Raw genomic sequence first — 24536 nt, 5'->3', positions numbered from 1 at the left:
AATAATACCACGGCCTGAATTTCAAGTCAATAGTCCTATTGCAAAAAAAATGCTCCCCTGCTTACTTTACAAACTCGGATTCAGCTTTTGGTAGATACCTCATCCAATTTCACCGCTTTGAAAATCCGATAGCCTTTATCCTTCGTCACTTCTTCCACTCTTCCAAACAAAGATTCCAATTTTGCTTTTGCTGACGGGGCCCCTTGTTTCTTCTGAATGACAATCCACAACGAACCGCCTACCTTCAGATGGCGATGTGCCTGTTCGAAAATAGTATGAACCGTCTCTTTCCCAGCCCGTATAGGCGGATTGGTAAGTACAACGTCAAAATCTTGCTTTTTTACTTCAGCCAGTAGATTACTTTGTAATACGGTGACATTGTTAATTCCGTTCGCTTTTGCATTTTCCCTGGAAAGTTCAACGGCTCTCTCGTTGATATCGATCATGGTGACATGCCCATCCGGTACAAGTTTGGCTGCTGTAAGACCCATTGGCCCGTATCCACAGCCCACATCGAGAACATGAGCCCCTGATGGCAACTCTATCGCATCAATCAATACTCTGCTGCCATAATCGATTCCATTTTTGGAAAACACACCGGCGTCCGTCACGAATCGCAGACTGAATCCGCGAAGAACCGCTTCAGTTGCTCTGCGATCATGCGCTACTTGCGGTTTGTCCGAATAATAATGATTGGACATGCCCTCACTCACTTTCCATTTACAATTACAGCAACAAACCCCTTGATATAAGTCAAGGGGTTTGTTGTTTTGTTCATCTAGCTTATAAAAGCTAAATTATTTAACTTCGATTGTAGCGCCAGCTTCTTCAAGCTTAGCTTTAACCGCTTCTGCTTCTTCTTTAGCAACTTTTTCTTTCAATGCTTTTGGAGCGTTGTCAACCAGTTCTTTTGCTTCTTTCAGGCCAAGACCTGTGATTTCGCGAACTGCTTTGATAACGTTGATTTTGGAAGCACCAGCGTTAGTCAAGATTACGTCGAACTCGGATTGCTCAGCTTCAGCAGAAGCTACTGCACCTGCAGCAGCTACTGGAGCTGCAGCAGTTACGCCGAATTCTTCTTCGATTGCTTTAACAAGATCGTTCAATTCCAGTACAGTCATGCCTTTGATTGCTTCCAAGATTTGCTCTTTACTCATGAGTGAACCTCCATATATAATATTATTTTTTTTAATTCATTTGCCACCTAAGCAGCATTCAGATCAAGTAGCTTACGCGCCTTGTTCTTCTTTTTCCGCAACTGCTTTAACCGCAAGCGCGAAGTTGCGCACTGGCGCTTGAAGCACGCTGAGGAGCATGGAGAGGAGACCATCGCGGGATGGCAGTTCTGCCAATGCTTTAACTTCCTGTACTCCGATTACGCGACCTTCTACAACTGCACCTTTCAATTCCAGTGCATCGTTCTTTTTCGCGAAGTCGTTCAGAATTTTAGCTGGAGCCACAACGTCATCTACGCTGAATGCAATTGCAGTAGGACCTGTAAGAACACTATCGAGTTCTGTCAGTTCTGCTGCTGCAGCTGCACGGCGAAGCAACGAGTTTTTCAGCACTTGGAATTCGATCCCTGCTTCACGAAGTTGCTTACGCAACTCAGTTACTTGGGCAACGTTCAATCCGCGATAGTCAACAACAACAGTTGTAACGCTCTCGCGCAATTTTGCTGTTACTGCATCAACGGACTCTTGTTTTGCTTGAATCACTTTTGCGTTTGCCAATCTGTACACCTCCTGATCAAATTTATCCCATTAAGAAAAGCCTCCGTAGAATCACGAAGGCTTGATATATACTCATCATCGATTTGCATCGTTCTAAGTTCTATAATCACACCTCGGCAGGAAATTAAGCCAAATGGCACCTACTGTCTACGGCAAGCATATTCAAATGTCAACGGTCAGTCACTCGGACTCACAACTTTTATATCTTATCAAAAACAGGACAAGCCTGTCAAGAGATATTATCTAAAAGCTGCTGCGTTCACGCGTGCGCCAGGGCCCATCGTGGAAGAAAGACTAACATTCTTCAGATAAACACCTTTTGCTGCCGCTGGTTTAGCACGATTCAGAGCTTCCATGAGAGCTTTAAAGTTCTCATTGAGTTGCTCAGAAGAGAAAGAAGCTTTACCAATCGGTGCATGAATTTGACCTGCACGATCCAGACGATATTCGATTTTACCGGCTTTAATTTCTTGAACAGCCTTAGTTACATCGAAAGTTACCGTTCCGGCTTTAGGGTTAGGCATCAGACCTTTACCGCCGAGCAGTCGGCCCAATTTACCTACTTCACTCATCATATCTGGTGTCGCTACGCAGACGTCGAATTCGAACCAGCCTTGTTGGATTTTGTTGATCATGTCTGCATCACCAACATAGTCCGCGCCAGCCGCTTCCGCTTCTTTCGCTTTGTCACCTTTTGCAAATACCAATACGCGTTGTGTTTTACCTGTGCCGTGTGGCAAGACAACAACACCACGTACAGCCTGGTCTTGCTTACGAGGGTCTACGCCCAAACGAACTGCTGCTTCGATTGTTTCATCGAATTTTGCAGTAGCTGCCTTCTTCACAAGCTCTACAGCTTCTGAAGGCTCGTAAGTTGCTTCGCTGTCAATCAGCTTAGCAGCTTCCAGGTATTTTTTACCGTGTTTAGCCATGTTTTATTCCTCCTTTGTGGTGTTAGCGGATATACCTCCCACATCAACCGGTCGCGAATCGACCGGTTTTACGAAGCCATGTTTCTTATGAAAATTAGTCTTCGATGGTGATACCCATGCTGCGGGCAGTACCTTCGACCATACGCATAGCGGACTCAACGTCTGCTGCATTCAGGTCAGGCATTTTTGTTTCTGCGATTTGACGAACCGCATCACGTTTAACAGTAGCAACTTTTTTCTTGTTCGGTTCGCCGGATCCTTTTTCAACTTTAGCTGCCACTTTCAACAGAACTGCTGCTGGTGGAGTTTTAGTGATGAAAGTAAAGGAACGGTCCTCGAATACAGAAATTTCAACTGGAATAATCAATCCCGCTTGATCAGCTGTACGAGCGTTGAATTCTTTACAGAATGCCATGATGTTGACACCTGCTTGACCCAAAGCTGGACCTACTGGTGGTGCTGGGTTTGCTTTACCTGCTGGAATCTGCAGTTTTACCATTTTAATAACTTTTTTCGCCATGATTGACACCTCCTTGCAAAATAGTGGTTAACGGGTTTTTCAACCCTCCCACAAGAAACTTGAAGAGACTATATCTTCTCCACTTGCGTGTATTCCAACTCAAGCGGCGTTTCCCGTCCAAACATGTTCACGTGCACTTTCAACTTGCTTTTGTCTACCAAAATTTCTTCCACGGAGCCTACGAAATTCGCAAAAGGACCGACTTTAATACGTACGGATTCCTTAATATCGAACTCAATTTTCGGCTTAGGTTCAACCATACCCATGTGCTTCAGAATTTGTTCCACTTCTTCAGGCAACAAAGCAGTTGGTTTGGACCCAGAACCTGTCGAACCGACAAATCCTGTAACACCTGGTGTGTTGCGAACAACATACCAAGAATCATCCGTCTGTACCATTTCCACCAAGACATAACCAGGGTAAACTTTACGCATAACGGTTTTTTTCTTACCGTCCTTGTTTACCACTTCTTCTTCCATAGGAACAAGAACGCGGAATATCTTGTCTTCCATGCCCATAGACTCTACGCGTTTTTCCAAATTGGCTTTGACCTTGTTCTCATACCCTGAATAGGTATGAACGACGTACCATCTTTTTTCCATATCAAGCCACCGGAACCCTTCTTAAATAATCGCTTCGATCACAAAGGAGATGCCAATGTCAATGACCCAAAAAAACAGCGTCATAACCACAACAGTACCAAGTACGATCAATGTGTAGTTGGTCAGCTCTTTACGATTAGGCCAGCGAACTTTTTTAAGTTCAGCCCAGCTTTCTGAGAAAAAGGAAATCAGAGATTTGAAACTTCGTTTCACGCCGACACCTCCAAAAACTATCTGGTTTCGCGATGAGAAGTCTGCTCGTTACAAAACTTGCAAAATTTCTTCATCTCCATGCGGTCGGGGTGATTACGCTTGTTTTTTGTCGTAGTGTAATTTCTTTGTTTGCAGTTAGTACAAGCCAAAGTAATAATTACCCGCATGATGTACACCTCCCGAAGACTTCCACATTCAAGCAGAGTCTCTAAATTGATCCTGAAAAAAAGCCATAAATTTAGGCCTACCTAAAACACTTTATCACAAGGGTATAACCATGTCAATGAAAGAATAGCCTTTCATTCACTGGGTATTACTTCCGTACAACGTACTCTCGTTTCACATCTCTGTTTTTCTCTTCTCCTGCATGGACCGAGCGATTACTAGTATAAACATTCTTTGATTTTATAAACTTGAGACACTAAAAAAAGACTCAAACACCGAGCCTTTTCCGTCAACGACAACATGTGTTTAATTATCTCGAACTTCCAGGTACTTTTCAAGCTTACGCTTCACGCGCTGTAGTGCATTATCAATGGACTTCACATGTCTGTCCAAATCTACTGCAATCTCTTGATAAGATCTCCCGTCCAGATACAACATCAATACTTTACGTTCCAGATCACTCAGAATCTCGGACATTTTATCTTCCAGGCCCACAAACTCTTCCTGATTGATGATAAGCTCTTCCGGATCACTGACCTGGGTTCCACAAATCACATCGAGTAACGTACGATCAGACTCTTCGTCATAAATAGGCTTGTCCAGAGATACATAAGAATTAAGTGGAATATGCTTCTGACGTGTTGCTGTCTTAATCGCCGTGATGATCTGTCTTGTAATACACAGTTCGGCAAAAGCCTTGAACGAAGCCAGCTTGTCCCCTTTGAAATCTCGAATGGATTTGTAGAGGCCAATCATTCCTTCTTGAATAATATCTTCCCGGTCTGCCCCAATCAGAAAATAAGATCTTGCCTTGGCGCGTACAAAGTTACGATATTTGTTAATCAAAAACTCTAACGCTTCGCTTTCGCCTTCACGGAAAGCTTCGACAATGTCTTCGTCACTTTGGTAATCATACTTGGATAACATGATATCTTTGAGGTCGACACTCACAGACAATCCCTCCGGCTGCAACGCAAGGTACCCCGTTACTCTACTCTATGAAATATACGATCAGTATATATGATGGCACCTCACACCGTCAACCACGCTCTGCCTAAAAAAGAACATCAATAACATAAATGTCAAGACTTTCAATATTCTAAATATTGTAAAAAGCGTGCTGTTATTCCCGCCGCCATCGCTCAAACTCTTTCAATACATCGGGACTTAACTTGCCCCCGAGTGTATTCCGTGTCGTCTTCGCCTGATCTTCTTCCAGTCGTTTCTTTAATTCTTTTTCGTTCTGCTCGACTTCAATCAGCAATTCCCTTGCAGATACGCGTAGCGCTCCCTGCCCAAATATGACATGTTGCTCTACCATGTCGCTCGTAGCCACATAGATTTGGCGTCTTCGCATGCTTAGTTCCCGAACGAGTCTCTCAATGCATTCGTCTGCCGTCTCTTTTTCCTTTGTAAAATAGATCTGTACTTTGCTCTGTGTAAAGGATTTACCGAGTCCAGGCACGAGGTAGGCGTCAAACACAACAATGACCCGCCGGCCGGAGAACGCCTGATAGTCAGCGAGCCGAAAGAGAAGCCTGTTACGCGCCTCTTCGAGCCCACTTTCAGCCAGTCTGGTTAACTCCGGCCAGTCACCAATCATGTTGTACCCGTCTACAAGAAGCACATCACGGGAATCAGCCATACCTTCTATTCCTGCGCTTGACGCGAGCGGAGCACTTCATACATGACAACACCCGCTGCCACGGAAGCATTCAGGGAATTAATCTGACCTTGCATCGGTAATTTGATCAGTACATCGCATTTCTCACGAATGAGTCGTCCCATTCCCTTGTTTTCATTGCCGATTACCAATGCCACAGGGCCAGTGAAGACTCCGTTACCAAAGACACCTTCATGAGCCGTGACATCTGTCCCTACAACCCACACACCTTCTTCTTTAAGGCGATCGATAGTCTGGCCGAGATTACTCACACGAGCCACTGGTACATACTCTACGGCCCCTGCTGACGTTTTGGATACTGTCACGGTTACCGCTGCCGAGCGACGTTTGGGTACAATGACACCATGCGCACCCGTGCAATCTGCTGTCCGCAAAATGGACCCCAGGTTATGAGGATCTTCAATCTCATCCAACAGGATCAGGAAAGGATGCTCATTCTTCGCTTTTGCTGCGGCAAGAATGTCTTCTACCTCTACATAAGCATAAGGTGCCGCTTGTGCGACTACCCCTTGATGCTGAATGCCTGGTACTGTTTGGTCCAACTTACGCTTGTCCACGTGTTGAATGACAATACCGAGTTTTTTAGCTTCCGAGATAATAGGTTGAGTCAGATGTTTCTGTGCTGTATCGGCAATCCATATTTTATTAATGGTCCGGCCTGAACGCAGCGCCTCCGTCACGGAGTGTTTACCGGCGATCCATTCTTCTTCCATCGTTGTTCGATCCTCTCTGTAATGCGTTGTTTTGTTGAAATTTCTATTTTTTTGTCGGTGATGGCGATTGTTGTTCCGCGTGCTCAATGCCATGCCCGATCAGTTCAATCATTCGATCATGATGACCACTACTGTAGAGGTAACCAATGAGACATTCAAAAGCCGTGGCATGTCTGTACTCCAACACATCTGCATTTTTGGGTACACTCCCCGACTTGGCATTCCGCCCTTGCCGGACAATATCCCGTTCCTCTTCTGTCAGTTCAGCCTCAATCGTTGTAAGTATGCGGCTCTGTGCCTTCGCTGATACCAATCCGGTTGCACTACGGTGCAAATGATTGGGACGCATGTTGGCCTTCGACAACAGATATTGACGAACAGCCACTTCATATACCGCATCACCAATATAGGCCAGTGCAATAGGAGGAATCAACCTGGCAGGTCTGGAAGGGGGATACGGGAACCATCCTCCCTCTGTGACCCGCTCCTGTTGTTTTGGTGTATTTGGATGTCCTTCGCTCATTTGCGCCGCCATCTCATGCCCTGCGCCGTATCCTCAAGCAAGATACCACGTGCAGACAATTCATCGCGGATTTCATCCGCTCTTGCCCAGTTTTTGGACTTGCGCGCTTCTACGCGTTCTTCAATCAGACGTTCTACTTCTTCATCCAAAAGTTCTGGCTCTGCGTCAGTATAGATGCGCAGCACAGCATTCAGTTCATTGAACAACTCAAGGAGCGCACGAATGTCAGCCGCATTGACTACTTCTTGCTGCAACAGTTGGTTGGCTTCCCCTGCCCACTCAAACATTGCTGTAATTGCATCAGGTGTATTGAAATCGTCTTGCATCTTCTCGTGATACTGCTGACGAATTTGGTCGAGTCTTGCTGCAAACTCTGCTGAAATATCCTGATCTACAGTCACCGCATTCAGACGATGGTTCAGGTTACCTACAGCATTCGCAATCCGGTCCACACTGTTCTGCGCCTGCTCCATCGTATCATCCGTAAAGTTCAATGGATTGCGATAGTGGGTAGACAACATGAAATAACGAATCGCTTCGCGTTTATATTGATTCCGCAAGTCTTTTACAAGAACACCATTGCCGAGCGATTTCGACATTTTCTCGTTATCGATTCGGATAAAGCCATTATGCATCCAGTAGTTGGCAAGCGGTTTGCCTGTTAATACCTCGGATTGGGCGCATTCGCACTCATGGTGCGGGAACTGCAGATCCTGTCCGCCCCCGTGTATGTCCAGTGTATCCCCAAGGTACTCCCTAGCCATGGCGGAGCACTCAATATGCCATCCTGGTCGACCATCACCCCAAGGACTGGACCAGTAGATCTCACCTGGTTTAGCTGCCTTCCAGAGCACGAAATCTTCGGGATGCTCTTTACGCTCGTCCACGCCTACACGGATTCCGAATTGCAACTCCTGCAGGTTTTGTTTCGAGAGTTTACCGTATTCGCTGAATTTGCCTGTACGATAATAGACGTCACCGCCATTTTCATATGCAAATCCCTTTTCAACCAACTCACGGATAAAATCAATAATGAGCGGCATGTTCTCTGTAACTCGCGGATTGCTGCTCGCCTTCGGAATACCCAGTCCTTCAAGGTCTTCATAATAGGCCGCAATAAACTTCTCTGCGACATGAGGTACGTCTGTTCCAAGTTGTTCTGCTTTGCGGATCAGCTTGTCGTCGACATCCGTGAAGTTCACCACATAGTTCACTTCATGTCCTGTCTGTTCCAGGTACCCGCGAACCGTGTCGAAAAAGATAACCGGGCGTGCATTCCCGATATGGATGTAGTCATACACCGTTGGTCCGCACACATACATTTTTACTTTCCCTGGCTCTTGGGGAACAAAATCCTCTTTTGTACGACTCATCGTATTATAAATTTGAAGCGTCATGGTCACTTATCCTTTCATCCTATACTGCCTATATTTATTGTATCACGTATCACGCACAGTCTCATTTTCACGGGCATTCTGCAGTGTACGTATCTCTTGCTGCAATCGTTCGAGTTCTTGTTGCATACTGCGTAAGGAGTCAACGACCGGATCGGGCAACTGTTGACTGAGGCGATCTACCCGTCGACCATCCTGTTTAACAATCCTACCCGGTATGCCTACCACGGTACTGTTGGAAGGGACTTCCTTAAGTACAACGGAGTTAGCACCAATGTTACATTGATCCCCCACGCTAAATGAACCCAGCACTTTGGCTCCGGATGAGATAACCACATTATTACCAATGGTCGGATGTCTCTTCCCTTTTTCTTTCCCTGTTCCGCCCAGGGTAACCCCCTGATAGATAACGACATCATCGCCAATCTCACATGTTTCTCCAATAACGACGCCCATTCCATGGTCAATAAACAACCGATTTCCGATCGTAGCTCCAGGGTGTATCTCAATTCCTGTCATAAAACGACTAACCTGCGAAATGAACCGGGCAACCGAGAACCATCTTCGCTTGTATAAAAAATGAGCGATCCGGTGTGCCCATATTGCATGCAGCCCTGAGTAGGTGAATACCACCTCAAACCATCCTCTGGCCGCCGGGTCGTTTTCAAACACCACCTGGATATCTGATCTGATCTTCTTGAACATGCTCGTTCCCCTCTTGTTCAGGTTCCCGTCCTCCGGCTTACCGGACGGCGCGTTCCTTGGTAGTGTACTGCACACTCGCCTAAACAAAAAACGCCCCTGCAGCATTTAGCTGCAGAGGCGTTTATCGCGGTCCCACTCTGCTCGGTTCATCCTCAAATAGAATGAGCCCTCAAGCGGTTTGGTAACGGAAACCAATCGTCACAACCTATCCTAACGTTTTCCCATGTCAAGATGACAAAGGCGGGGCTGGATTCGGCTGTGCAGCTCACGGGCGCATTTCGACTGCTGGACAGTGGATGGCTCACAGCCACCGCAACCAAAGAAATCTTCCTTTGCTGCGGGACCATCCTCTCTGAATCTGTCCGGGTCAGTCTACTCCTCCCGATCTTTGCTGTTCTATTAGATAAATCATATCAATTATTCGTTGTGTTGTTATTATAGCGAAAAGGCCTCAGACTGACAACAGCCTCCTACGTAATCCATACATCATAAGACTGTGTTCAGATTCCAAATTAATGGAATATCGTCGATTAAGCTTATTTTACTTGCGCAAGCAAACGTTCGATCACCGTATCACGGCCCAGAAGCACAATCGTTTGATTCAAATCCCGTCCATGCGTCTGTCCAGTCAAGGCTACACGAATTGGCATAAAGAGCTGTTTGCCCTTAAAGCCGGTTTCTTTCTGTACTTCCTTGATCAATGCAGCCATTTTGCTTGGAGTAAACTCTTCGCTCGCCTGCACTTTATCCGCAAATGCCTTCAGTACAGTTGGCACCTGTTCCTCAGCAAGTACTGCTTCTCCTTCGCTTTCCAGCTCCAGATTGGAACGGAAGAACACTTCCGACAATTCCACAATATCGGAGGCAGAATTCATCTGCTCCTGGTAGAGGTGTACCAGCGAATATGCCCATTCTTTTTGTTCAGCAGACAGCTCGGAAGAAATACGTCCAGCCTTTTGCAGATGTGGAATGGCCATTTCGGCAATACGTTCCGGGTCAGCATGTTTGATATAGTGGTTGTTCAAGTGCGCCAGCTTGTGGGTATCAAATACCGCCGGGCTTTTGGACAGACGTTTCGTATCAAAAATGGAGATCAGTTGCTCTTGCGAGAAGATCTCTTCTTCCCCTTCTGGCGACCAGCCGAGTAAGGAAATGAAGTTAAACATCGCTTCAGGCAAATAGCCGAGCTGATCATACTGCTCAATAAACTGAATAACGGACTCATCCCGTTTACTCAGCTTCTTGTGATTTTCATTCACGATCAGCGTCATATGACCGAATTGCGGCGGCTCCCAGCCGAGCGCTTCATAGATCATCAGTTGACGCGGCGTGTTCGAGATGTGATCTTCCCCGCGCAGAACGTGGGAGATCTTCATCAAGTGATCATCCACAGCAACGGCATAGTTGTATGTGGGAATGCCGTCTTTTTTCACAATGACGAAGTCGCCGGATTCCTTGCTGTTGAATGAAATTGTACCTTTAACCATGTCATCAAACGTATATGTGCGCTCTTCCGGTACACGGAAACGAATACTCGCTACGCGGCCTTCCGCTTCAAACGCACTAATTTGCTCTTGAGTCAGGTCACGGTGTTTGCCCGAATAACGTGGTGTTTCTCCACGTGCTGACTGTTCCTCGCGCTCTTGCTCCAATTCTTCTTCCGTACAGAAGCAGCGGTAAGCCAGACCCTTATCCAGCAATTCCTGCGTATATTTACGATAGAGATCCAGACGTTCCGTTTGACGGTATGGTCCGTATTCTCCACCCACGTCAATACTTTCATCCCACTCGATTCCAAGCCATTTCAGGTATTTCAGCTGGCTTTCTTCACCACCGGCAATATTCCGTTTCACGTCCGTATCTTCAATACGAATAATGAATTTACCGTTATTATGTTTGGCATACAAATAGTTAAACAGCGCCGTACGGGCATTCCCGATATGCAGGTGTCCCGTTGGGCTCGGCGCGTAACGCACACGAATTTCCGTGCTCATATGATCCCCTCCGTCACGAATTGATTGATGATATCACACACGTACAAGGCAAACAACGGATTGAGCGGCAATGCCCTCTCCCCGTCCCGGGAATCCCAGTTGCTCTGTCGTTGTTGCTTTCACGTTCACCTGTGTTACATCCGCTTCCAGTGCCTTGGCAATAACCTCAGCCATCTGTGGGATATAAGGAGCCATCTTTGGCTTCTGGGCAATAATCGTTGAATCGATATTCCCTAGCTTATACCCGCGATCCTTCACAAGCTGCCATACATGCTCCAGCAATTTCAGGCTGTCGGCATCCTTGAATTCCGGATCGGTATCCGGGAAGTGCTTGCCAATATCCCCAAGTGCCAGCGCACCCAAAATGGCATCACTAATCGCATGCAACAGCACGTCTGCGTCCGAGTGACCCAGCAGTCCTTTTTCATAAGGAATCGTTACTCCGCCAATAATGCACGGGCGTCCCTCCACCAGCTGATGTACATCAAATCCCTGTCCTACACGTATCATCGCTTCTTCTCTCCCCCCAGCAAAAACGCGGCGTATTCCAAATCTTCCGGCGTCGTTAATTTGATATTGGTATAATTGCCTTCCACAACCTTGACCGACATTCCCTGACGTTCAGCCAGCATGGCGTCATCTGTCCCCAGAAATCCGTCCTGCTCGGCTGATTCGTAGGCGGAGAGCAGGGAAGAAAGACGAAAAGCCTGCGGGGTTTGAATGCTCCACAGACTGCTGCGGTCTGGCGTCGCCGTAACGACTCCTTCCGCATTCACTTGTTTGATCGTATCCTTCACGGGAACGGCCAGTACAGACGCTCCACCGGATATGGCGGCCTCCATGCACCCCTTGATCTGCTCATGGTTCACAAAAGGACGTACCCCGTCGTGAACGAGAACCCAATCCGTCCCAAGTGCCTTCAGGCCTTTATGGACAGAATGTTGTCTCTCTTTCCCTCCGGGGATAACACGGACACGTGAATCCAGTTGGTATTCTTTTACCCAATCCTGGCAGCGTTCAACATCTGCAGCTCCTGTGACCAGCACCATCTCGTGGACCTCGTCCAGCGCAGCAAATACCTCAAGCGTATGTATGAAAACGGGCTTGTCCTGCAGCAACAGAAACTGCTTGCTCTCGGTCGTCCCCATCCGGGTTCCCCGACCTGCTGCCACAATGACAACGCCCCACCCTTTATCCATGCCGCAATCCCTGCCTTGTCTGTCAGTTTATCGTTCAGAGATGTAAAATATCTATCCGCGATATAAAATCTCGTTCAACGATACACTACCCATCATACCGCTTTATTGGGCTTTTTCCAACAGTTTCGGCTTGGCAAAAATCATTCGTCCCGCTGAAGTCTGCAGCACACTGGTCACCAGCACTTCCATCATCATGCCGATGTACTCGCGTCCACCCTCCACAACGATCATTGTGCCATCATCTAGATAAGCTACACCTTGACCATGTTCCTTGCCATCCTTGATGATCTGCACCATGATCTCCTCACCCGGTAGAACGACTGGCTTGACCGCATTGGCGAGATCATTAATGTTCAGCACAGATACACCCTGGAGTTCACACACTTTGTTCAAGTTAAAATCATTGGTGACCACTTTACCCTGAAGCACTTTAGCCAGTTTAACCAATTTGCTGTCTACCTCAGAGATTTCCTCGAAATCCCCCTCGTAGATCAGGACCTTGACATCGAGTTCCTTCTGGATTTTGTTCAAAATGTCCAGTCCACGCCGTCCTCTGTTCCGCTTGAGCAGATCCGATGAATCAGCAATATGCTGCAGCTCCTCCAGAACGAATTCGGGAATTACGATCGTGCCTTCAATGAATCCGGTTTTGCATATATCAGCGATACGTCCATCGATAATAACGCTGGTATCCAGAATTTTATGTTCTTCCATCCGTCTATCCTCGTCTACCTCCGGATGACCCCATCGCCCAGACATCCAGAAGGCCCCCAGATCGTCTTTCTTCGCCATGGCAAGGGTGTAGCCGGAATAGGCACTAATCACCGTCAGCGCCACTTGCAGCACTTCTCCTGCCGTCCCCATCCATCCCACAACAGGGTAGAGCAACAAGGCCACGAGCAATCCTGCAACGGTACCTGCCGCACCTGCAGCCAGTTCGTTCATAGGTACTTTTGCCAATGAATCAATTCCACTATGCAGCCTGTCTGCCATCAATGTACCACCAATGTTACATACAGCCATAAACATTACAGCTCCCAGCAGCGTCGATATCCCAGCTCCCAGTAATCCTGCTGACTGAATCCACTCCGCCATCCATGGGACCGATTTTCCTGCCAGATGATATGCCGTGTAGCCGAACCATGCACCGCACAATCCTGTAAAAGTTAAAATGCCTTTTTTCCACATTAGTCCCTGCACCTCCTTCAATGTATCTTGATCTTTATATCCAGTATGATCCAATTCCTGAATTGCTAATCCCATCCGCAAGAACTTTTTGGAAATGTTGCAATCGTCAGTTGAAAGTAGGTAAATTATTGGCATATAATGAATTCAATTCATATCCCGAGGTGAGTGGCAAAATGAGTACGCTAAGTTTACAGGCTTTCCAGGATCAAGTTTCTGAACTGTTGCTGCGTCATCGCAGCCTGATTGATGTACTGTCCAAAACGGGACAAGCCGGAGCGTCTGTTAACCGTGCCGTGTCCAAAGCCATTACCGAATGCGGCTGCATCGAGCTGCACGCCACCAAGCAGAAATATGCCCCGGAGAGCGATATCGCTCAAACCAAGGGCTTGCTGGAAACGCATGTGGAAGGTGAGTTGTGCGAGAACTGCCGAGAGGTCATCAGCTCTGAGCTGGGCCGGAACCTGTTCTACATGTCGGCTCTCTGCAATCTGCTGGACATCAACATGGAAGAGGTCGTGAATCACGAATCACAGAAGTGTTCGACGTTAGGGATGTTTAATCTGTCGTAAGAAGATATGTATGTCGTTCGTAAGGGTTTCTTTTACCGTAAATAGATCTGAATAACAAAAAGCACGCATTCTCCTATCCAGGAGCGTACGTGCTTTCTTTGTACTGTGTCTGTCCCCAATGCCCCGTGCTACTTAACGATCAGAAGGACGGGAAGATTTCTCATCTTTGCGCTTTTTAGCCCGGCTACGCGAGGCCGCTGTTCGCACATTATGCTTCATTCCATACAAGGCGTATAACACCAGCGGAATAAAAATCAATTTGGATAACTGCTCCGGGAAAATAACGGCTACGGCTATCGCAAATAACACAACCCATGGTGCAATCCAGATTGCTTTGCGCGGCAAACCAACCTTTTTGAAATTGGGATACTTAAGCGAACTCACCATCAGGTAGGATAACAGCAACGTAGCAATCATCATGCTGATCGGACCGATATCCTTGTTAAACAAGGACAGTGTAGCCAGCACTCCGCCGGCTGCCGGAATCGGCAGACCTGTGAAGTACCCCGGAATTCCCGGACGAACATTGAACCGAGCCAGACGAATGGCTCCACAGATCGGAAAAGCAGCTGTTGCAATCCAGGCGAGCATCGGCATCGAATCTTGAAATGACACCATAAATATGATCAGGGCTGGTGCTGCACCAAAGGAAACCATGTCGGACAAGGAATCAAGTTCCTTGCCGAATTCGCTTTGGGCATTGAGCGCACGTGCCACACGGCCATCCAGACCGTCCAGCAGCATCGCTACAATGACCATAATAGCAGCCAAACTGTAATTTCCATCAATCGCAAGCAAAATCGCCATCATTCCAAGAAACAGATTACCCAGGGTAAAGAGATTCGGAATGAATCTGGTTAGCATTGTTGTTTCACCTCATCCATTTCAAGCCTTTATATAGGCAAACCCTTACATCTGTCTGTCGATAAACATCTGCTCCTGCAAACGTTTGAGGCCTTCCTTAATGGTCCGGGCACGAACTTCACCAATACCGTCCACTTCGTCCAGTTCTTCAATTGTAGCCATAATGACATGAGGCAATTGTTCGAATTGATCCACCAGGTTATGGATAATGACATTCGGCAGGCGGGGGATCTTATTTAATACCCGGAATCCGCGAGGTGCAACCGAATCTTCCGAAGTAGCCGCTGATGAAGGGTAGCCGAGCAGACGAACAATATGATGTGCATCCAGCAATTCATCATCCGACAACCTTTTCAGTCCCACGATAATTTCACGGATTTTGTCATCACTGTCGTCACGGGCATAGTCTTTGTATAGCAACCAAGCTTCTTCTTCCGTTGTGCCCACGAGCTCCTCCATTTGCATGGAGATGAGTCGTCCCTCATTCCCAAGTTCATGAATGTATCGTTTGATTTCCGTTTTGATCCGCATCACCATTTCGGTACGCTGAATCACATTAACCACTTCAGGAATCGTTACCAGTTCCTCAAATTCAGAGGCACTCAGATTCGTAAGGGACTGTGTCAATACAGCTTTGTATTTTTCCAAGGTTTGAATCGCTTGATTCGCTTTGGTCAAAATAACCCCGATTTCCTTGAGGGAATAACGAAGTGTTCCCTGATACAAGGTGATGATATTCCGACGCTGTGATATGGAAACCACCAATTTACCCGTTTGCTTCGCTACACGCTCTGCCGTCCGGTGACGAATCCCCGTCTCTGATGAAGAGATTGAAGAGTCCGGGATTAACTGGGTATTGGCGTAAAGAATACGCTTCAAATCCTCACTAAGAATAATGGCTCCATCCATCTTGGCGAGTTCGTACAGATAGTTCGGGGAGAAATCACAGTTAATCGAGAATCCCCCGTCCACCACTTCCATTACTTCAGGGCTGTATCCTACAACAAGCAGTGCGCCCGTCTTGGCGCGCAGCACATTTTCCAGACCTTCGCGGAAAGGTGTACCTGGTGCGATCAGCCTCAACAATTCATTCATATTATCCAGTTGGCTCGAATCTTTCATCTTGTTATGCCCCCTAATCTAAAGCAACCGCTAGTGCATCTGCCACGGTATTCACACCGATCAGTTGTATCCCGCGAGGATGTTTCCAGCCCTTTAAGCTTTTTTCTGGTAAAATGACTCGCTTGAAGCCCAGCTTCGCGGCTTCCTTCACTCGTTGTTCGGCCCGTGATACGGCTCGAACCTCACCTGTCAGACCAATCTCGCCAAAGATGACGTCATCCGGCTTGGTCGGTACATCTCTCAAACTGGATGCAATGCTGACAGCAACCGCCAAATCGACAGCCGGCTCATCCAGCCTTACTCCTCCAGCTACATTCAGATACGCATCTTGGGTCTGTAAAAACATACCCATTCGTTTCTCCAGCACAGCAATGATCAGATTCAACCGATGCAGATCCACCCCTGTTGCCATACGGCGGGGAGAAGGGAAATGGGTCGTCGAGATCAACGCCTGCAATTCCACAAGCAGAGGGCGTGTACCCTCCATACTGGCAACTACCGTTGAACCTGCTACCCCTAGTGGACGTTCCGACAAAAAGAGTTCGGACGGGTTGCCCACCTCACGAAGTCCATCCTCGCCCATTTCAAAAATGCCAATCTCATTGGTGGAACCAAAACGGTTCTTCACCGCACGCAGCAAGCGATACGTATGATGACGTTCTCCTTCAAAATAAAGCACGCAATCCACCATATGTTCTAACATACGTGGACCGGCAATGGCACCTTCTTTGGTAACATGCCCCACAAGAACCGTTGCAATGCCTCTGCCTTTGGCAATCCGCATGAACCTTGACGTACATTCCCTTACCTGTGCTACACTACCTGGCGCACTGGTAACTTCGGGAAGATATACCGTCTGAATGGAGTCGATGACAAGAAAATGCGGCTGGATCTGATCCACCGCTTCCTCTACACGTTCCATATTAGTTTCACACAGCACATACAATTCGGCTGAGAGCGCCCCGAGACGATCCGCCCGTAATTTGGTTTGCTTGACTGATTCCTCACCGGAAACATATAACACACGCAAACCCGAATGCGTCAACGCATGGGACGTCTGCAACATCAACGTTGATTTACCGATACCTGGATCTCCGCCCACCAGAACGAGGGAACCTGGAACAATTCCGCCACCCAATACCCGGTTCAACTCTCCGATTCCAGTCTGCACACGCGGTTCCTGACCGCTATCTATATCTATGATAGGAAGCGGTTTATCTTTACTGTCAAACAGGGGAGAATTTCTCCCTTGTGTTTTGACCACCGTCTCTGTTTCTTCCACCATTGAATTCCATGACTGACAACCCGGACACTTACCGTACCACTTGGGGGCTTCATAGCCGCATTCCGTACATTGAAACTTGGTTTTAACTTTGGCCACTTCAGCACTCCTATAATTTAGTTTTATAACAGCATTTTGCATTATTCGACGAATTTTGCCCAAACTCCCTGACGTGCAGGGTTACTAAAAGTTTACCATTGTTTGAGATTTTTCGTAAAGGATTATCGCAAACTTTACACATGTTCCTGACATAATCATGTCCGTCTTCTGTCCAAAATGCAAAAAATCCTTCCCGGCCGAAGCCGAGAAGGATTAAGGATCACTACAAGCTGGAGTTCAACTCCAAAGCTTGATACATATTATTTGGTTTCAATTTCCTCGTTAGAAGGAACCACCACGTCTTTTTTCGTTACAGATAGTGCACCGTTCTCCTCGTCAATGAGCAATGAATCCCCTTTGGTTACGTTACCTGTGAGCAACTCTTCGGACAATTTGTCCTCGATATGCTTCTGGATCGCCCGACGAAGCGGACGCGCACCGTAAGCTGGATCGAAGCCGGCTTTGGCAAGGAAATCCTTGGCATTGTCGGTCAGTTCGAAGTCCACCTCGTATTCACGTAGCCGTTTGCGAAGCTCCTCGCTCATGAGGGTAACAATCTCTGCAATGTGTTTCTGTTCCAGAGAGTGGAATACGATAATTTCATCAATCCGGTTAAGGAACTCTGGACGGAAGCTTTTCTTCAGCTCATCCATGACTTTACCCTTCATGTTATCGTAATCCGCACCTGCATCCACAACTGCTGTGAAGCCGAGTGTAGAGTTACGTTTGATCGCTTCAGCACCCACGTTGGATGTCAGGATAATCAGCGTATTCCGGAAGTCAACCACGCGACCTTTGGAATCCGTGAGACGACCATCCTCAAGCACTTGCAGCAAGATATTGAATACTTCCGGATGTGCTTTCTCGATTTCATCGAGCAGGACTACGGAATAAGGTTTGCGACGAACTTTCTCTGTCAGCTGGCCACCTTCTTCATATCCAACATATCCCGGAGGCGCTCCGACGAGTCGGGAAGTCGAATGCTTCTCACCATACTCGGACATATCAATACGGATTACTGCATTTTCATCGCCGAACATCGCTTCAGCCAGAGCACGAGCAAGTTCTGTTTTACCTACCCCTGTAGGGCCAAGGAAAATGAATGAACCCATCGGACGTTTTGGATCTTTCAATCCAGCACGAGCACGACGAACCGCACGGCTGACGGACTTCACAGCCTCATCTTGGCCAATGACACGTTCATGCAGAATCGATTCCAGGTTCATCAGACGCTGTGTCTCTTCTTCTTTCAGCTTGTTCACCGGAATTCCTGTCCAGTTGGCTACCACTTGCGCGATATCCTCAGGTGTTACCTCAGAATCCGTGCGACCTTGTTTTTCTTTCCATTGATTCTTCGTTACATCCAGTTCTTCACGGATTTTTTGTTCCGTATCGCGAAGAGCTGCTGCTTTTTCGAACTCCTGACTTTGAACCGCTGCGTCTTTTTCCTTACGGATATCTTCCAGACGACTTTCCAGTTGTTTCAGGTTTGGTGGGATCGTGTAAGAGTTCAATCTTACTTTGGAACCCGCTTCATCAATCAGGTCGATCGCTTTGTCTGGGAGGAAACGGTCTGTAATGTAACGGTCAGACAGTTTAACCGCCTGCACAATCGCTTCGTCCGTAATTTTCACGCGGTGATGCGCCTCATAACGGTCACGCAAGCCGTGCAAGATTTGAATTGCTTCTTCCGGAGAAGGCTGATCTACAGTAATCGGTTGGAAACGACGCTCAAGCGCTGCATCCTTCTCGATATATTTACGATATTCATCCAGTGTTGTTGCACCAATGCACTGCAATTCTCCACGGGCCAGAGCTGGTTTCAAAATGTTAGAAGCATCGATGGCACCTTCAGCTCCGCCTGCGCCAATCAAGGTATGCAATTCGTCGATAAACAGGACAATGTTACCTGCTTGGCGAATCTCATCCATAATTTTTTTCAGACGATCTTCAAACTCACCACGATATTTGGTTCCGGCTACTACTGAACCCATATCCAGGGTCATTACACGTTTGTCGCGCAATGTTTCCGGAATCTCATTTGCAATGATTTTTTGTGCAAGGCCTTCAGCAATCGCTGTTTTACCTACACCTGGCTCACCGATCAATACCGGATTGTTCTTGGTACGACGGCTGAGCACTTGGATGACACGCTCAATTTCTTTGCTACGTCCAATGACTGGGTCAAGGTTATTCTCTCTGGCGTAAGCCGTGAGGTCACGTGCCAGACTGTCCAGTGTTGGTGTGCTGACATTGGCAGGTGTTCCATTATGGCTGGATACAGCTTCACTGCTGCCAAGCAACTGTAACACTTGTTGACGTGCTTTGTTCAGGCTGATGCCCAGGTTATTGAGCACACGTGCTGCAACACCCTCGCCTTCACGAATTAATCCGAGCAGGATATGCTCTGTGCCTACATAGGTATGGCCCAATTTACGAGCTTCATCCATAGACAGTTCAATTACTTTTTTCGCACGTGGCGTATATGCAATGTTGGTAGGTTGCTCTTGGCCACGGCCAATCAGCGTTTCTACTTCATCCTGAATTTTTTCCAATCCGAGTCCCAGGCCGATCAGTGCTTTGGCTGCGATGCCTTCGCCTTCACGAATGAGGCCGAGCAAAATATGCTCAGTACCGATGTTATTATGACCGAGACGGACAGCTTCTTCCTGCGCGAGTGCGAGCACCTTTTGGGCCCGTTCCGTAAATCTTCCAAACATCATATCTCCTGCACCTCCATGGTTTTGGATAAAACGAGGGTCATATAATGAAATAACCGTCGTATTCTTCATATCATTTTTGTTTGCAGCCGTGCTGCGAATAAAGTCATTCGGCATTCGTACATGCCTATTATATAAAAGCCGCAATGCGGCATGAAACCATAATTCAATACAGTATCAGGCTAAGCTAGGACTGTTTCGCTGCATTGATCGTATCACGAATCAACTGAGCACGATAGATGTCACGCTCATCTGTGCGCATATCTTCCCCGAATGTTTTCTGCAAGAATCCCGGCTGAGTCATCACATTCAACTCATTCATTACCGTGATGGACAATCCATCCAGTAATCCGAGATCCACGCCAAGACGTACATCCGATAAGCGCTGTGCAGCTTCCTTTGAATCAACAATAGCTGCATGAGACAATATACCGTAAGAACGCATGACACGATCCGTGATCCGAAGTCTGGAGTCGGTAATTAACCGTTCTCTGGCTGTACGCTCATGACCAATCATTTGTAATACAACACTATGCAGGTTCTCGATGACTTCCTGTTCGGTCTGTCCCAATGTAATCTGGTTCGAGATCTGAAACAGGTTACCCATGGCCTCGCTGCCTTCGCCGTAAATTCCCCTTACAGTCAATCCTACTTGGGAAACTGCGGTTAAAATGCGGCCAATCTGCTGCGTCATCACCAGGGCAGGCAGGTGCATCATCACCGATGCTCTGACACCTGTACCTACATTGGTAGGACAACTGGTTAAGTATCCTCTGCGATCATCAAAAGCATAATCCACGTGCGCTTCAAAAGCATCATCTATTGCGGAAGCTTTCTCCCAGGCTTCTTTCACCTGGAACCCCGGATAGAGGCACTGGATACGAAGATGATCCTCTTCATTAATCATAATACTGACAGACTCATCCTCACTGAGAATAACTGCACCATTCCTGGATTCATTCGCAAGACTTGGACTGATCAGATGTTTCTCCACCAGCACCCGTTTGTCGAGTTCGTCAATATCGATTAGATCCAACGTATGAAAATCCCCAAAGGCATGAACCTCATCGTATTGAAGTACTTCGCTCAGCTTATTCAGCACCTCTTCCGATTGCTCATTGGAAGCCAGCATCGGAAACGGAACATGCTGAAGGTTGCGTGCGATCCGGACACGGCTGCTAATGACGATTTCGGAATCAGCCGCATCACTGCGCATCCAGTCGCTGAGCGCCTTCTCTGTAAAACGCAGATTAGGCATTACGCATCCCTCCTACTCATGACAAACTTTACTCCTGAGCTATTCCTTTTTCAAGTCCTCTGATCTGGTCACGGATCTGAGCCGCCTCTTCAAATTCCTCTTGGGCGATGCTCTCCTGGAGTTCACGCTTCAGATCGGCGATTTGCCGTTTCACCTTGATGCGACCACCAGCTCTTGCAGGCACTTTACCTACATGGGACGTACTGCCATGAACCCGCTTGAACAAAGGGTCCAGACGGCTGTCAAAATATTTATAACATGAACTGCAGCCAAATCGACCGATCTTGCTAAATTGTGAGTACGTCATACCACACTCTTCACATTGAAGTGCTTTTGCAGGTGGTGTTCCTGCCGATCCACTCTTGCCAGCTGGATCAAAATCAAGCAATCCTGACAACAAGTTGTGAATGGAAAATCCACCTGCTGTTCCAGGGATCATCTCCCCTTTTTCACGGGCACATGACTCACAAATATGGAATTCCGTCTTCTCTCCATTTACAATCTTCGTAAAATGAAGTGTCGCCGGACGTTTATTACATTCTTGGCACAGCATATTGATGTACCTCCTTTGACCCCGATAGTTTTCATTTACCGAGCAAAGATATTAACATCGCCTTCAACATTCTGGCACGAATTTGATCCCGGTAAGGAAGTTTGACCAATATAACCTCTCTAGATACAGCTGCTCGCATCAACCCGGCTTCCCGCTTGCTCAAGAAACGCGCTTCTTCCAGTTGATAGATCAGACCTTCGGCAGCTGTCTGCCCGATCTCATCACCAATACTATGATGCAAATGATTATGCAGAGCTGATTGGGCCGGTAATTCAATGCGCTGTATGCGAACATAACCACCACCGCCGCGTTTACTCTCTACCAGGTATCCCTTCTCGAGGGTAAAACGTGTGCTGATGACATAATTGATCTGGGAAGGTACACATGAGAATTGATCTGCCAGATCATTACGCTGAATTTCAACCATTCCTTCGGGACTTTCATGCAAAATACTCTTCAGATATCGTTCGATAATATCAGAGATATTACGCATCCAATCATCCTCCACTGTCTGAAACGTTAAGTCAATAAGGACCCACACGCCCCCACAGAGTACACCTTCTCTACCCATTTAACCAATCAGGAAAACAGCGAATCTTGCTTCCACAGACGTCAACAGGAGAGCGAAGGAAGCACGAAGGTCCTTTAATATTTCCTTGATCCTCCGATAAAATGAATCCCGTATATTGGCGATCACCCATCAGATTGTAGAAAGAAAGCTACTTAAGTATTAAACCTTTAGTTGACTTTGACTTTCTTTGACTTTATAACCATTATAGCATATTTTGTGGGTTTGCCAAGTGGGGTCACTATTCATTTTTTACGATTTTACACGAAATATTCCCCAGACACAAAAAAACCTCTCCAAAATTGCTGGAGAAGTCCTTTTGTCTTTCGATAACGCCGTATTTCTATATAAGCTAATCAAGTTGATTGAAACAGAAGGATAGTTATCAGAAGAAATCAAGCAAGTAGGTTTCCCGTTCAGGGATCGCTTGTTCCAAAGCCTTGATTGCTACTTCTGGTCCGTAAATTCTTCCGATACGTGCCATTTCTGTTGGTCTGCGATATCCCATCAGCACCGCCGTGAGAGCTTGAATATCTACCTTAATGGTCTGATCATCAGTAATTGTCTCGGATGTTTTCCATATGGACGCCGTTCCGTTCATCGCCACGTTTAGTTGCCATACCCCTTCATTCCACGGAGCGTGGGTATCTTCTACCTGAAGAACAATCTGTACCGGTGAATCCTGGCTTGCAAATGGATACTGAGATATAAACTGCTCCACACTAACGATGCGTGCCATAAAATAAGGTACAATCTCCTGCTGAATCCGTGGATTATCCAATTGGAAAGCGAGCGTATCACTGGCTGGTGCCTGTAAAGTAACTTCCTGGATCATGGAATCATGGTTAGCAATGAAGGTCCACAGCCCTTGCCTAGCCTCTTCATTCAGATAGATGATCTCTTTAATGGTAAACTTATTTTCCTTTACCTCATATAAAAGATAACCTTGTGCTACATCAGCTTCATCATAATATACAGCCCTCTGGCTAGTCCCATTAACAAGAACTGAATTCTCCCACCTTGCATCATCCCGGACCAAGGTTCCGTTATAGCGCTCAGCGTAAGCACTGTATACTTCCTTTAGTACGCTGAGGTCCGGATCGCCACGCCGGATCGTTCCAGGTGTCGCTTTTTTCGAAGACAAATGAGCTGTAGGTACTTTATATCGTTTAAATTCAACATAAGTCTCCCATCCATACTTCCGATAGAAACCAAAAGAGAATGGATGCAAGAACGATATACTTTGTTTGTTACGATTCATTTCTTCCAACGCATGCTTTAGCAGACCCGCTACCCAGCCTTTGCGTCTATACTCTGGCCAGGTGGCTACACCAGCAATCCCGCCCATCTCGAACGATCTGCCATGAATATAGGTTTGAAAAGGGATAATGTGAAGTTTGGCTCCTAGCTGTCCATCCTCGTATACACCCCATATATCCTGTGACGAAAATTGAGTACGCCGCTTTTCTTTTTGTTCATCACTCATTACCACTTGAAAAGCATATTCGGAAAGTGCCATCGCTGGTTCAAAATCATTTACCGTCAATTTCTGAATTTCCATCTCATCCTGCACCCCGTTCTCTAGAATGTTGAGATCATTTTCAATATGAAAGTCTGATACGCCATCTATGTATCCACTATGAGTGTGTCAGAGGATTCCTGCAAAGTCAAATAAGAGATGCTTTCGCATCCCCTAAAATAAACAAATAAAAACCACCACCGAATAACATCGGCAGTGGTTCTTCGCTTGGCGGCGTCCTACTCTCCCAGGACCCTGCGGTCCAAGTACCATCGGCGCTAGAGGGCTTAACGGTCGTGTTCGGGATGGGTACGTGTGGAACCCCTCCGCCATCGCCACCAAACGCATAGCTTAGCTTACATTTCAGAGATCGTTCTCTGAAAACTAGATTCGAAACGAAACACGCGAATTACAACT

Annotated in this window: 27 protein-coding genes, 1 rRNA gene and 1 other annotated feature; of the genes, 1 reads left to right on the top strand and 27 read right to left on the bottom strand. The window is 46.9% G+C overall.

From position 1 onward, the window contains the following. Window positions 1-80: 80 nt before the first annotated feature. The 18 genes from PAHA3_RS18075 to PAHA3_RS17995 form a co-directional block, all read right to left on the bottom strand. Window positions 81-701: a class I SAM-dependent methyltransferase gene (locus PAHA3_RS18075; RefSeq protein ID WP_062836177.1), complete on the bottom strand. Its 621-nt coding sequence runs from the start codon at window positions 699-701 to the stop codon at window positions 81-83. Between the two features lie 96 nt (window positions 702-797). After that, window positions 798-1157 (bottom strand): 50S ribosomal protein L7/L12, encoded by a 360-nt coding sequence (rplL, locus tag PAHA3_RS18070; RefSeq protein WP_062836176.1) that lies wholly within the window; start codon window positions 1155-1157, stop codon window positions 798-800. Between the two features lie 72 nt (window positions 1158-1229). Continuing rightward, window positions 1230-1733 carry a 50S ribosomal protein L10 gene (rplJ, locus tag PAHA3_RS18065; RefSeq protein ID WP_062836175.1) on the bottom strand — a complete coding sequence of 168 codons (504 nt, stop codon included), beginning with the start codon at window positions 1731-1733 and terminating at the stop codon, window positions 1230-1232. Window positions 1734-1757: 24 nt separating this feature from the next. Continuing rightward, window positions 1758-1904: a sequence feature (ribosomal protein L10 leader region), on the bottom strand. A gap of 68 nt (window positions 1905-1972) precedes the next feature. Beyond that, on the bottom strand, window positions 1973-2665 hold the full coding sequence (gene rplA / locus PAHA3_RS18060; protein WP_017692063.1) for a 50S ribosomal protein L1: 693 nt from the start codon (window positions 2663-2665) through the stop codon (window positions 1973-1975). A 94-nt stretch (window positions 2666-2759) separates the two neighbouring features. Next, window positions 2760-3185: a 50S ribosomal protein L11 gene (rplK, locus tag PAHA3_RS18055; RefSeq protein WP_017692062.1), complete on the bottom strand. Its 426-nt coding sequence runs from the start codon at window positions 3183-3185 to the stop codon at window positions 2760-2762. A gap of 68 nt (window positions 3186-3253) precedes the next feature. Further along, window positions 3254-3787: a transcription termination/antitermination protein NusG gene (nusG, locus tag PAHA3_RS18050; protein WP_024633599.1), complete on the bottom strand. Its 534-nt coding sequence runs from the start codon at window positions 3785-3787 to the stop codon at window positions 3254-3256. 21 nt (window positions 3788-3808) lie between these two features. Then, a complete protein-coding gene (secE, locus tag PAHA3_RS18045; protein WP_017692060.1) occupies window positions 3809-4000 on the bottom strand; it encodes a preprotein translocase subunit SecE in 192 nt (63 codons plus the stop codon). Window positions 4001-4017: 17 nt separating this feature from the next. Continuing rightward, the gene (rpmG, locus tag PAHA3_RS29930; protein WP_072735843.1) at window positions 4018-4167 is read right to left on the bottom strand and encodes a 50S ribosomal protein L33; all 150 of its coding nucleotides are present in this window, start codon (window positions 4165-4167) and stop codon (window positions 4018-4020) included. Between the two features lie 304 nt (window positions 4168-4471). After that, a complete protein-coding gene (gene sigH / locus PAHA3_RS18040) occupies window positions 4472-5116 on the bottom strand; it encodes an RNA polymerase sporulation sigma factor SigH (protein WP_017692059.1) in 645 nt (214 codons plus the stop codon). Between the two features lie 172 nt (window positions 5117-5288). Beyond that, complete coding sequence (locus tag PAHA3_RS18035; protein WP_062836174.1) at window positions 5289-5810, bottom strand: NYN domain-containing protein; 522 nt, start codon at window positions 5808-5810, stop codon at window positions 5289-5291. A gap of 5 nt (window positions 5811-5815) precedes the next feature. Further along, window positions 5816-6562: a 23S rRNA (guanosine(2251)-2'-O)-methyltransferase RlmB gene (gene rlmB, locus PAHA3_RS18030; protein WP_017692057.1), complete on the bottom strand. Its 747-nt coding sequence runs from the start codon at window positions 6560-6562 to the stop codon at window positions 5816-5818. Between the two features lie 43 nt (window positions 6563-6605). Beyond that, window positions 6606-7085 (bottom strand): Mini-ribonuclease 3, encoded by a 480-nt coding sequence (locus PAHA3_RS18025; protein WP_062836173.1) that lies wholly within the window; start codon window positions 7083-7085, stop codon window positions 6606-6608. Then, entirely contained in the window at window positions 7082-8482 is a 1401-nt protein-coding gene (cysS, locus tag PAHA3_RS18020) for a cysteine--tRNA ligase (protein WP_062836201.1), read from the bottom strand. The genes PAHA3_RS18025 and cysS overlap by 4 nt, the downstream gene beginning before the upstream one ends. Window positions 8483-8524: 42 nt before the next feature. After that, window positions 8525-9184 (bottom strand): serine O-acetyltransferase, encoded by a 660-nt coding sequence (gene cysE / locus PAHA3_RS18015; RefSeq protein ID WP_062836172.1) that lies wholly within the window; start codon window positions 9182-9184, stop codon window positions 8525-8527. 536 nt (window positions 9185-9720) lie between these two features. Further along, window positions 9721-11178 carry a glutamate--tRNA ligase gene (gene gltX, locus PAHA3_RS18010; protein ID WP_062836171.1) on the bottom strand — a complete coding sequence of 486 codons (1458 nt, stop codon included), beginning with the start codon at window positions 11176-11178 and terminating at the stop codon, window positions 9721-9723. Between the two features lie 33 nt (window positions 11179-11211). After that, window positions 11212-11688 carry a 2-C-methyl-D-erythritol 2,4-cyclodiphosphate synthase gene (gene ispF / locus PAHA3_RS18005; RefSeq protein ID WP_017692052.1) on the bottom strand — a complete coding sequence of 159 codons (477 nt, stop codon included), beginning with the start codon at window positions 11686-11688 and terminating at the stop codon, window positions 11212-11214. Further along, a complete protein-coding gene (ispD, locus tag PAHA3_RS18000; protein WP_062836170.1) occupies window positions 11685-12377 on the bottom strand; it encodes a 2-C-methyl-D-erythritol 4-phosphate cytidylyltransferase in 693 nt (230 codons plus the stop codon). The genes ispF and ispD overlap by 4 nt, the downstream gene beginning before the upstream one ends. 102 nt (window positions 12378-12479) lie before the next feature. Beyond that, a complete protein-coding gene (locus tag PAHA3_RS17995; protein WP_047841132.1) occupies window positions 12480-13565 on the bottom strand; it encodes a PIN/TRAM domain-containing protein in 1086 nt (361 codons plus the stop codon). 173 nt (window positions 13566-13738) lie between these two features. On the opposite strand from PAHA3_RS17995, the gene PAHA3_RS17990 reads away from it, so the two are divergent. Next, window positions 13739-14134 carry a hypothetical protein gene (locus PAHA3_RS17990; protein WP_017692049.1) on the top strand — a complete coding sequence of 132 codons (396 nt, stop codon included), beginning with the start codon at window positions 13739-13741 and terminating at the stop codon, window positions 14132-14134. A gap of 132 nt (window positions 14135-14266) precedes the next feature. Here PAHA3_RS17990 and pssA read toward each other — a convergent pair whose 3' ends face one another. The 9 genes from pssA to rrf form a co-directional block, all read right to left on the bottom strand. Continuing rightward, window positions 14267-14998: a CDP-diacylglycerol--serine O-phosphatidyltransferase gene (pssA, locus tag PAHA3_RS17985; protein ID WP_062836169.1), complete on the bottom strand. Its 732-nt coding sequence runs from the start codon at window positions 14996-14998 to the stop codon at window positions 14267-14269. 45 nt (window positions 14999-15043) lie between these two features. Beyond that, window positions 15044-16120 (bottom strand): DNA integrity scanning diadenylate cyclase DisA, encoded by a 1077-nt coding sequence (gene disA, locus PAHA3_RS17980; RefSeq protein ID WP_062836168.1) that lies wholly within the window; start codon window positions 16118-16120, stop codon window positions 15044-15046. A gap of 13 nt (window positions 16121-16133) precedes the next feature. Next, window positions 16134-17501 carry a DNA repair protein RadA gene (gene radA / locus PAHA3_RS17975; RefSeq protein WP_036671578.1) on the bottom strand — a complete coding sequence of 456 codons (1368 nt, stop codon included), beginning with the start codon at window positions 17499-17501 and terminating at the stop codon, window positions 16134-16136. Between the two features lie 260 nt (window positions 17502-17761). Then, entirely contained in the window at window positions 17762-20224 is a 2463-nt protein-coding gene (locus PAHA3_RS17970; protein ID WP_062836200.1) for an ATP-dependent Clp protease ATP-binding subunit, read from the bottom strand. Between the two features lie 184 nt (window positions 20225-20408). Further along, complete coding sequence (locus PAHA3_RS17965; protein WP_062836167.1) at window positions 20409-21479, bottom strand: protein arginine kinase; 1071 nt, start codon at window positions 21477-21479, stop codon at window positions 20409-20411. A gap of 28 nt (window positions 21480-21507) precedes the next feature. Further along, window positions 21508-22032 carry a UvrB/UvrC motif-containing protein gene (locus tag PAHA3_RS17960; protein WP_062836166.1) on the bottom strand — a complete coding sequence of 175 codons (525 nt, stop codon included), beginning with the start codon at window positions 22030-22032 and terminating at the stop codon, window positions 21508-21510. Window positions 22033-22063: 31 nt separating this feature from the next. Then, the gene (locus tag PAHA3_RS17955) at window positions 22064-22525 is read right to left on the bottom strand and encodes a CtsR family transcriptional regulator (protein WP_062836165.1); all 462 of its coding nucleotides are present in this window, start codon (window positions 22523-22525) and stop codon (window positions 22064-22066) included. Between the two features lie 460 nt (window positions 22526-22985). Beyond that, a complete protein-coding gene (locus tag PAHA3_RS17950; RefSeq protein ID WP_235599498.1) occupies window positions 22986-24173 on the bottom strand; it encodes a GNAT family N-acetyltransferase in 1188 nt (395 codons plus the stop codon). Window positions 24174-24345: 172 nt separating this feature from the next. Further along, a 5S ribosomal RNA gene (gene rrf, locus PAHA3_RS17945) occupies window positions 24346-24462 on the bottom strand. Between the last annotated feature and the right edge of the window lie 74 nt (window positions 24463-24536).

Origin of the sequence: Paenibacillus amylolyticus (genome assembly GCF_001570725.1) — a bacterium.
GTDB lineage: Bacteria > Bacillota > Bacilli > Paenibacillales > Paenibacillaceae > Paenibacillus > Paenibacillus amylolyticus_A.
Note: the sequence above shows the minus strand (reverse complement) of the source record. Positions and strands in the feature narration are given on the sequence as shown.